A 9,059-nucleotide genomic window follows, 5' to 3' on the forward strand; every position below is an offset into this window, starting at 1 on the left:
CATATCGGAAGGTAACAGGAGTTCAACCGCCAGATGTAGACTCATGCACGACTGCTGGCGCTACTTTTTGTCATTGTCATCGCCGGTCTCGTAACCTATAACACCATCGACCGCTGCACCGCCGACCGTTCCGAGAGTGCCGCCGCCCGTAACGGCGGTGCCTCCGACAGCATTGATACCAGCACTGTTCGCAGTGTTTCTATCCCGCGCTGACCTCCCGGAGCAACCACCTAAGCCAAGTATCACTACTATAACACCACACAGACTTCAAATCTTCGTATCGATCTCATTGAAACCTCTCTTTGTCAAATATCAAGATACAGGAATATTCCTATACTTATTTGATAAGAATAATCGCAATACAAATCGTAGTCGGTGCGGTAACGAACACATGCGTAATCGAGGAAGACAGAAACGGCAACACGCCGATTTGTTCCATTACCGTCTGGGTTCCATCACAGTGCCCGGTCGCAATGAAAACCATCTGATGGATGCCCGGCAATTACACCTCCGCTTCTACTCGACTCTCTAGCCCGAATATTTCATAAATTCGGGCTAGAGATACAGAAAAAACGATGATCAGACACAGTGATGAATGCGGCCGTTGATAAAGTCACATTGAAACTGATTTCCAACAGGGCATGCGGCATGTGATACCGGAACTTGCTGCTTTCTGTTCGCGGCAACGCTTGGGTGATCTGATCGGCACGTCCTGAAAAACCATTCACACGTGCGCATATGGCAAAAAACACGGAATCGATAATCACCCTTGAGGGAATATCAGCGTTGCTTCAGGAAGAAACACTACTTTGAGTACTATGTTAGCGAGCGCACAGAAGCGGAGCCCCACCCACATTACAATTCATTTAACCATACGTAGATTAATGATGTGGCCCGTAGCACGCGAACCGATCCCGGTTAGTCGTGTGGATGTTTCAACTTATTATTGAGGAATTCATCATGAACAAGGATCAAGTAAAGGGCGAAGCAAAAGACATCGCCGGTAAAATTCAAGAAGAAGCCGGCAAACTGACTGGCAGCACAGAACAGCAGGTCAAAGGACTGAAAAAGCAAGCTGAAGGCAAGATACAGAAAGGCGTTGGCGATCTGAAAGAAGCTGTCACAGATCTGAAAGAAACCACCAAGAAAGGATAGGAATTCCAGCCGCGGAAACTTCCGCGGTTGGGCATGGTGGGAAATAACATTTTTTGCCCTTTCTATATCGATAGCCCATTGATTTGCATAACGATCTATTCTAGTTTTTCTTATTATGCAACAGCCCTACTTTAGGCTTTGTGGATATGGTGGTCTTTATATCAACTGAAAAAGGAAAATCCAATGAAAAACATAAAACTGTTTATAGTCACCATGATGTTGGCTGGAATGACAGGCTGTTTATCGTTTGGTTCAGGTAAAACTGGTCCGCAAGGTCCACAAGGGGAGCCTGGAGACAAGGAAACGATTATTATCGTGCCGGAAAGACAGTAATGAACCTGGATTGAATTGGCGATAAACAACCAATGGAAGAGTACAACCTGCCTGGGTGTTTGGGAGCTCTCCCTTTTAGCTCGTTCCAGGTATTTCGTGCCGGATGCCATAGCACTGTCATGCTGGGCCAATCGTTGCGTTGCTGCCTAGCGTCATATTGACGCCACCAGTTAGCCCATAAGGATAAGGAAATTTCAGTAAAAATGATTTTTTAATTATTTATACAGCTATGTGTGTCAGCGCACAGAATAGCCGGTATAGAACAGGAATAATTAAAGATATGGAATTCAGGAGGGCGTTGAGCATATATCTTCAGCGCGGAACCATGCGAGATTTTGAATTTATTCAATTCTGGAGAAAAAGCATGAATATCAAAAATAGATTGATTATTCTGGCCATCATGGTGGTCGGCAGCTTATCCATCGCAGGGTGCGGAAAGAGTGGGGATAAAGAACCTCTGACTGAGGCCAAAACTACAGTGGGAACAGAAATCGACGATAGTGTCATAACCACAAAAGTAAAGTCTGCTTTGCTTAAAGACACGGGTCTGGAAAGTCTCGATATCAAGGTTGAAACACGCAGGGGCGAAGCTCAACTAAGCGGTTTTGTGGACAGCCAAAATCAAATGGATCGTGCCATAGCGATTGCTCAGGAGGTTAAAGGTGTCAGAAATGTGGATAACAAAATGAACATCAAGACCAGAGACACCAGCGTGGGCACCAAAGTAGATGACAGCATTATTACTACCAAGGTTAAAACCGCATTCCTCAGTGATCCCACCATCAAGAGCTTTGATATCAGTGTAGTGACGCGGGATGGAGAAGTCCAACTCAGCGGGTTTGTGGAAAACCAAACTCAGATTGACCGGGCAATTGAGGTTGCACTGGAAGTCGAGGGTGTCAAAAACGTCCTCAATGAAATGAGCATCAATGAGTAGAAACGCAATCTATACTCATCACACTTCAAAATTCGGTTTTTATAATTCCTCATCCTGCCTTCTCCCAGCGGGAGAAGGTATAGTTGCCGAATTTTGAAGTGAGATGAGTATAAACTTGAAAGGGAGCTACAAAATGAACTGGGATCAAGTGGAAGGTAACTGGAAACAATTCAAAGGTAAAATCAAAGAACAATGGGGCAAACTCACCGACGATCATCTCGATACGATTGCCGGGAAGCGCGATCAGTTGGCTGGCAAGATCCAGGAATCATATGGCATCAGTAAGGATGAGGCAGAGAAGCAAATTGCTGAATGGGAAAAGAACCTGAAAGACTAAGTAGTATCCTCCTCCTGCGTAAAGCATTGCAGCATGTTACGAAAGCGGCACGCTGTGCAACCAATTTTTATTGCCAGCCAAGTGAAGTTCATGCAAAGGAAGTCATGAACAAACTCTGTTTTGTCTCGACAGCAGTGGGCTTTGCGTCTGCAATAAAATTATCCACCAGATTTTCTGATGGATTTTAATATAGTATCTTTTCAAATACTTAGGAGAAATATCATGTCTAAAAGAAAATCAATCATCTCTGTCGCAGTAGGTTCTGCCTTTGCTGTAACCCTCGGTGTTGCACCGATCGCTTCGGCTGCCGAGAATCCATTCAGCATGCAGCCTATGGAAAAAGGCTACATGGTCGCTGAAGCCGGCAAATACGATGATAAAAAAGCTGGTGAAGGTAAATGTGGCGAAAGCAGATGTGGTGCGGCCATGGCAGACACCGATAAAGATGGGAAGATCACTAAAGAAGAATGGGACAAGCACCACGATGCTATGTTTGAGAAGATGGATGCCAACAAAGATGGGACTGTTGACAAAGACGAGATAGACAAAATGAAGGCAGAAAAAAGAAAAATGCATGGTGACAAGCAGAGCTATTAAGCTCTACTTTAACCAGTGAAGTCAGGTTTTCGGCGAGAGTGGCTTCTCATGTCGAAAACCTGCGCTTTCTAGCAAGTGGCTTATTAGCCACAGGCTACAGCAGCGAAAATTGTACTTGCCTATTACACGTCGCTATCCAACCCGCACCACTTTAATATTCACGAACTCGCGAATGCCGTGGTAGCACAGCTTCCTCCCAAACCCGGACTCTTTGATCAGTTGCGCGGCAAACCTCGCCCTTCAGGGCAGGGGATTCCTACGGCGCTATACGCTGACCTGTATAGTCGCTTCGGTGGGTTCCTGCTCCGGATCGCCCAAGGAGATAACTTGGTTTTTGCCGATAAGCTCCACGCGGGAGCTTTTACGGTGGCGGGCCAACTCATTGCTTCCCAGGACAAACGTAGTAGGTGTAAGATCAGTTTGGGTGCTTCCTACTCAGCAACAGTCTCTGGATAATCTGGGGATGGCATGCCCGTGCTTATGCATTTGTTGTCTTGCAGATGACCTTGGCAGTCCTGAACATTCGTGGCGCTAACAAGAATGAATCAAAATAGAATTTCAGATCAGAAGCTTAGTCCTCTAAGGATGCCACACTGACCGCTGAGTTGTGAGCGATATATTGTAGTCAGCTCATGCCATCATTGGAGTAAATTGCTATGAATAAAACACTGGATGTGATTATCGTCGGGGCAGGGAGCGCAGGTTTGGCCGCGCTGCGAGAGGTAAGAAAGCGTACTCAGCGCTTCGTGATTATCAATGACGGACCCTGGGGCACTATCTGTGCCCGGGTTGGCTGCATGCCATCCAAGACACTGATCGAAGCCGCCAATGCCTTTCATCGTCGCGGCACCTTTGAGGAATTTGGTATTCGGGGTGCCGATCAGCTCACGCCTGATATTCCCGCTGTGCTGAGGCGTGTGCGGCGGTTACGCGATGGTTTTGTTGCCAGCACAGTAAAAGCTACAGAAGAGCTGGGCAAACGCGCTATCTCCGGGCGTGTGCGCTTGCTTGCGCCAGATAGATTGGAAGTCAATGGCGTGGAGTTGCGTGCGCACAAAATTATCATTGCTACCGGATCGCGCCCAGTTGTGCCTACATCTTGGAATTCATTGGGAAAACGGTTGCTCACGACGGACACTTTGTTTGAGCAGGACACTCTGCCTGCACGCATGGCAGTGGTGGGAATGGGCCCTATCGGTGTTGAGATGGCGCAAGCACTTTCCCGGCTTGGCATTAAAGTGGCGGCATTTAGCGGTAGCCAAACGGTCGCCGGATTGACAGACCCGCAGGTCATTGCAGTAGCGACAGATTTGTTAGGGAGCGAATTTCCTCTTCATCTGGGCGAGAAAGCTGAATTGAGCGCCGTAAGTGACGGCGTGCAGGTACGTGCCGGGAGTACAGAAGTAGTGGTTGACAGTGTTCTTGCTGCGTTGGGACGCCGACCTAATATCGACGATCTTGGTCTCGAAACACTGGGAATCCCGCTCGATCAACGCGGCATGCCGCCTGTTAATCCAAGTACGATGCAAGTGGCCGATCTGCCAATATTCATGGCGGGTGATGCCAATGACCAGGCGCCACTGCTGCATGAGGTTGCGGATGAGGGATACATCGCCGGAATCAATGCCACTCGTTCTACTTCGATCTGCTTTACACGCCGGATACCACTCGCCATTGTTTTTTCTGACCCGGACATAGCTGTCGTAGGCAGTCGCTTTCAGGCGCTCGATCATGCCAAAACACTGGTTGGAGAGGTGCATTTTGACCGCCAGGGACGCGCGCGTGCCGGCCAGCGTAATAAAGGTATTCAGCGTCTTTATGCTGATGCGGGAAGCGGCCGGTTGTTGGGTGCGGAAATGTGCGCGCCTGCTGGTGAACATATGGCACATCTCCTGGCGTTGGCGATTGATCGCTCACTTACAGTGCAGGAGTTGCTGCGCCTGCCGTTCTATCACCCTGTTCTGGAAGAAGGCTTACGCACGGCACTGCGTACTCTGGCGGCACAGCTTCCTACTGTCAGCGAATCTGATCTGACCATGTGCGGCGCATTTAATACGGAAGCACTTGACTGATGTTAACCCGAATATTTCATAAATTGGCACGTGCCCTCACTTGTCTTTTGATTAATAAGAAAGATTTTGCTCAGTCGGGTATATGAATCACTACACCCTTCTTTCTCAAAACTTCCCTATTAATCAAAATCCTGCGTGATCATCACGCGAATTTATGAAATATTCCGGTTAACTCGTTAAAATAAACAAAAACCTAAGGCTTATCTAAACTTTTCAGAAGAGATAGCAATTCATGACGGTATTTGCGATCATGGCGCCAATGCACGTCAACGTAAGTTCTCTTAGGAATTTTCCTCAAAGTTTTTGGTTCAGCCAATTTTTCAAAAACTTTTTTACCAAGTTCGGGTTCTACGGCAATATCTTTTTGCCCATGAATAACAAGGATAGGAATGGGTGAAATTGATGCATGAGTAATGCTACAGGAACGGGTGAAAAGTTCTGTTTTATTAATGGGTAGTCAGCAGAAAGACGCTTTCCTGTAATTGGCTTAATCCACGTTCGCGAAAGCGTTGATTCTGTGCCAACACATCTATTTGAGCCAATAGCCGTATCTCGGCATGCTGCTGGTAGAGTGCTGCTACTTCGCCTGGAGATACCGCAAATGGTGGCCCCAGCATTTCTGATTGAGGATAATCAAACGTAATGAACAGGATTTGTGTTGCGGCGGGCAAGATATTCACCAGGTGATCCACATAACGTTTACGCAGTTGTGGCGGGAGTGCAACCAATGATGCGCGGTCGTAGACTGCGCTTACCTTCGCTAAATCGTCTTTACCCAAATCAAAAAAATTACCGCACAGGATACTGATACCATTCACGGCATAGCGATCGAATTTACCGCTAGTCACGCGCTGCGGCGATAGTCTGTTTTCCTCGAAGAACGCGTGCACCGCAATGGCACTTAATTCAACCCCGAGCAATGAATGTCCCTGTTCATGCAGCCACAGCATGTCACGGCTTTTGCCGCAGAGGGGGACAAACACCTGGCTACCCTGTGCAAGAGATAACTCTTGCCAATATTGACGCAAATACGGATTGGTTTCATTTTGATGAAACCCGATTTCTCCCTGTTTCCAACGCTCCAGCCAATAATCAATTTCCATTTCCCAATAAACCGTTGCGCTATCCCAGCCAAAGATGCTCTAGTGTATACATTATGCTGGCTCCCGTTTCAATTTGTTCCGGATTTTGTTTGCTGCGCGTGAGTGATACATTTGACAGCTATCGGAAAAATCCCTGCTGGGAGGGTGCCAGGCCATCCTTATTTGCGCCAAATGGCACGTTCTTGCAGCGGCTTGGATTATAGGGGAGTTTAGTGTACATTGCGGTGCCATTCGATGGCTTCCAGCAATGGGAACCCATAACCAAAAACACGCCTTATTCATGCTTCAAGAAAAAATCACGCTTTCCCAACTCGAAAACTTCCTCTTCAAGGCTGCCGATATCCTGCGCGGCAAGATGGACGCGAGCGAGTTCAAGGAATTCATCTTCGGCATGCTGTTCATCAAACGCTTATCCGATAAATTTGACCGCAAGCGTGCCTATTTGCGCAAGACCACTTTCGCGCATCTCATCCTATGCCGGAAATAGAAGAGCAGAGTCGCATAGTAGACGCTTTTGATAATTTGGATGAATACATTCGGCTAGAGAACGACAAGCTTACAAAGATGGGAAGCTTGAAACGCGGTCTCATGCATGACCTGCTGACCGGCAAGCGCCGTGTTACTCGGTTCCTTGCGCAAGCCGCCACTCGATCAGTTGGCGGAATTGAAATGGGAGGTGCTGGACCTGGAGATGGAGCAGGTAGTACGCGAGCAGGTGGAAGTGATCAATCCTTACAGGCATCGTCGTGTAACTAAGTTACTATTCGATAAACGTGATGTGCATAAGATGGCTATATCTATAATCATCGTACTTCAAAATTCGGCATCAATACCTTTTCTCGCTGGGAGAAGACTGGATGAGGGGTTACGAAAACCGAATTTTGAAGTAGGATCAGTATAAATAAACACAATTAGGTCAAATAAATATGGATGAGCCCAAATCACTGGATAGTCTTTTTAAGGAAAAAATCTTTCGCATCCCGGATTATCAACGTGGGTATGCCTGGCAACGTGAGCAGTTAATCGATTTTTGGGAAGATCTGGTTAATCTTGCGAAGGATCGCTCACACTATACCGGCGTATTGACTCTTAAAGCCATTCCCAAAGAACAAATTGTAAAAGAGGAAAAAGAGTTTTGGCTTGTCGATGATCACTCTTATCAGCTTTACCATATTGTGGATGGGCAGCAGCGTTTAACGACCTTTGTAATCTTCTTGCAGGCATTGGTTGATTTCATCAAGGTGCTGCCTGCGAATGCCAAGAAGTCAGATAAAGAAATATATATTACTGATAGTTTAAACGTAGCCGCTCTTCAGGAGCGCTACCTATTCAAAGTAAAGCCGACCGGCGATCATTTTCGTACCTATAAATTCGGCTATACCGAGGACAATCCCAGTTATGATTATTTGCGTTACCGTATTTTAGGGGAATCTGGGGCCGGTTACATTCAGGAGACCTTCTACACACTCAACCTTTCCAACGCTAAGCGTTACTTCCATGAGAAGCTTGCTGAGCTGCATTCAAAAGAAGGTATTGAAGGTTTGCAGTCGGTTTATAAAACCCTCGTGAAACGATTTCTGTTTAATGAATACATTATTCGTGACGAGTTTGATGTATTCGTTGCCTTTGAAACCATGAACAATAGGGGTAAAAAACTTTCCGATCTGGAATTGTTGAAAAATCGCCTCATCTACCTGACCACGCTATACAGTGACGGTGAGCTGGATGCAGCAAGCCGTTCCAATCTGAGAGATTCAATCAATGATGCCTGGAAAGAGATTTATCACCAGCTGGGACGAAATAAGCAGCATCCGCTGAACGATGATGATTTCTTGAAGGCGCACTGGTCGATGTACTTCAAGTACTCACGTCAAAAGGGAAACGACTACATTCGCTTTTTGCTCGATGAAGAGTTTTCGCCGAAACGCGTATATATGAAAGCTGAACGCGAGGTCGAATTAGAAGTGACAGAAGAGGTTCATGAAGAAACAGAGCTTGATGATGACAATGGCGAGAACTTATCGGAGGAGATTGTTACTGTTTCCACTGCTGATTTGCCGGTCAGCAGCATTCGCAACTATGTGAACAGCCTGAAATCCTCAGTGGCCTGCTGGTTTAAGTCTTTCTACCCAGCCATGGTTGATAACATTTCAGATGAGGAACGACTGTGGCTTGAACGACTTAATCGCCTTGGCATGCTGTATTTTCGGCCGTTGGTTATGTCCATCTTGAAAAATGTGCAAGATGAAAAAGAGAGAATAAGAGCATTTCAGTATGTCGAGCGATTCATTTTTATTGTGTTCAGGCTTAGTACTGCAAATGCCAGTTATCAAAGTAGCGTCTATTACAACGTTGCCAGAGACGTTGATAGGGGGTGGCTGACTGTTGACGAGTTTGGCGAAAAGCTAAAATATTCATCCGGCTATCTTTTTAGAAGCTGTCTGGCAAAACATTAGACGCATTTTGCAAGTGTTATTTTCATCATGGCGATTCGAATCATATTTTCGGCAGTGCCTGGCAGGATC

The 9,059-nt window shown here is 46.5% G+C and carries 12 protein-coding genes; 9 read left to right on the forward strand and 3 right to left on the reverse strand.

The window, feature by feature from the left end; translation table 11 throughout:
* Window positions 1-60: 60 nt before the first annotated feature.
* Window positions 61-246 carry a prenyltransferase gene (locus BLP80_RS10450; protein ID WP_256325046.1) on the reverse strand — a complete coding sequence of 62 codons (186 nt, stop codon included), beginning with the start codon at window positions 244-246 and terminating at the stop codon, window positions 61-63.
* A gap of 91 nt (window positions 247-337) precedes the next feature.
* Window positions 338-502, reverse strand: a complete 165-nt coding sequence (locus tag BLP80_RS15690; protein ID WP_176754343.1) for a hypothetical protein — start codon at window positions 500-502, stop codon at window positions 338-340.
* Between the two features lie 458 nt (window positions 503-960).
* On the opposite strand from BLP80_RS15690, the gene BLP80_RS10460 reads away from it, so the two are divergent.
* The 6 genes from BLP80_RS10460 (at window position 961) to BLP80_RS10485 (ending at window position 5,431) form a co-directional block, all read left to right on the forward strand.
* Entirely contained in the window at window positions 961-1,155 is a 195-nt protein-coding gene (locus BLP80_RS10460; protein ID WP_090543019.1) for a CsbD family protein, read from the forward strand.
* Window positions 1,156-1,338: 183 nt separating this feature from the next.
* On the forward strand, window positions 1,339-1,488 hold the full coding sequence (locus BLP80_RS15695; protein ID WP_176754344.1) for a hypothetical protein: 150 nt from the start codon (window positions 1,339-1,341) through the stop codon (window positions 1,486-1,488).
* Between the two features lie 364 nt (window positions 1,489-1,852).
* On the forward strand, window positions 1,853-2,425 hold the full coding sequence (locus BLP80_RS10465; RefSeq protein ID WP_090543037.1) for a BON domain-containing protein: 573 nt from the start codon (window positions 1,853-1,855) through the stop codon (window positions 2,423-2,425).
* 133 nt (window positions 2,426-2,558) lie between these two features.
* Window positions 2,559-2,762 (forward strand): CsbD family protein, encoded by a 204-nt coding sequence (locus BLP80_RS10470; RefSeq protein WP_090543021.1) that lies wholly within the window; start codon window positions 2,559-2,561, stop codon window positions 2,760-2,762.
* Between the two features lie 222 nt (window positions 2,763-2,984).
* The gene (locus tag BLP80_RS10475) at window positions 2,985-3,359 is read left to right on the forward strand and encodes an HvfA family oxazolone/thioamide-modified RiPP metallophore (protein WP_090543023.1); all 375 of its coding nucleotides are present in this window, start codon (window positions 2,985-2,987) and stop codon (window positions 3,357-3,359) included.
* Between the two features lie 656 nt (window positions 3,360-4,015).
* A complete protein-coding gene (locus tag BLP80_RS10485) occupies window positions 4,016-5,431 on the forward strand; it encodes a dihydrolipoyl dehydrogenase (protein ID WP_090543025.1) in 1,416 nt (471 codons plus the stop codon).
* Between the two features lie 446 nt (window positions 5,432-5,877).
* On the opposite strand, the gene BLP80_RS10490 is transcribed toward BLP80_RS10485, so the two are convergent.
* Window positions 5,878-6,534, reverse strand: coding sequence for a thiopurine S-methyltransferase (locus BLP80_RS10490; RefSeq protein ID WP_090543027.1), 657 nt, complete (start codon window positions 6,532-6,534; stop codon window positions 5,878-5,880).
* Between the two features lie 247 nt (window positions 6,535-6,781).
* Between BLP80_RS10490 and BLP80_RS10495 the strand changes: the two genes are divergently transcribed.
* The 3 genes from BLP80_RS10495 to BLP80_RS10505 all read left to right on the forward strand — a co-directional run bounded on the left by BLP80_RS10495 (window position 6,782) and on the right by BLP80_RS10505 (window position 8,990).
* Entirely contained in the window at window positions 6,782-7,021 is a 240-nt protein-coding gene (locus tag BLP80_RS10495; protein ID WP_218120426.1) for a type I restriction-modification system subunit M N-terminal domain-containing protein, read from the forward strand.
* Window positions 7,009-7,290: a restriction endonuclease subunit S domain-containing protein gene (locus BLP80_RS15220; protein ID WP_143002272.1), complete on the forward strand. Its 282-nt coding sequence runs from the start codon at window positions 7,009-7,011 to the stop codon at window positions 7,288-7,290. Before BLP80_RS10495 ends, BLP80_RS15220 begins: the two co-directional genes overlap by 13 nt.
* 170 nt (window positions 7,291-7,460) lie before the next feature.
* Entirely contained in the window at window positions 7,461-8,990 is a 1,530-nt protein-coding gene (locus BLP80_RS10505) for a DUF262 domain-containing protein (RefSeq protein WP_090543031.1), read from the forward strand.
* Window positions 8,991-9,059: the final 69 nt, after the last annotated feature.

Origin of the sequence: Nitrosomonas sp. Nm132, assembly GCF_900100485.1 — a bacterium.
Lineage (GTDB): Bacteria > Pseudomonadota > Gammaproteobacteria > Burkholderiales > Nitrosomonadaceae > Nitrosomonas.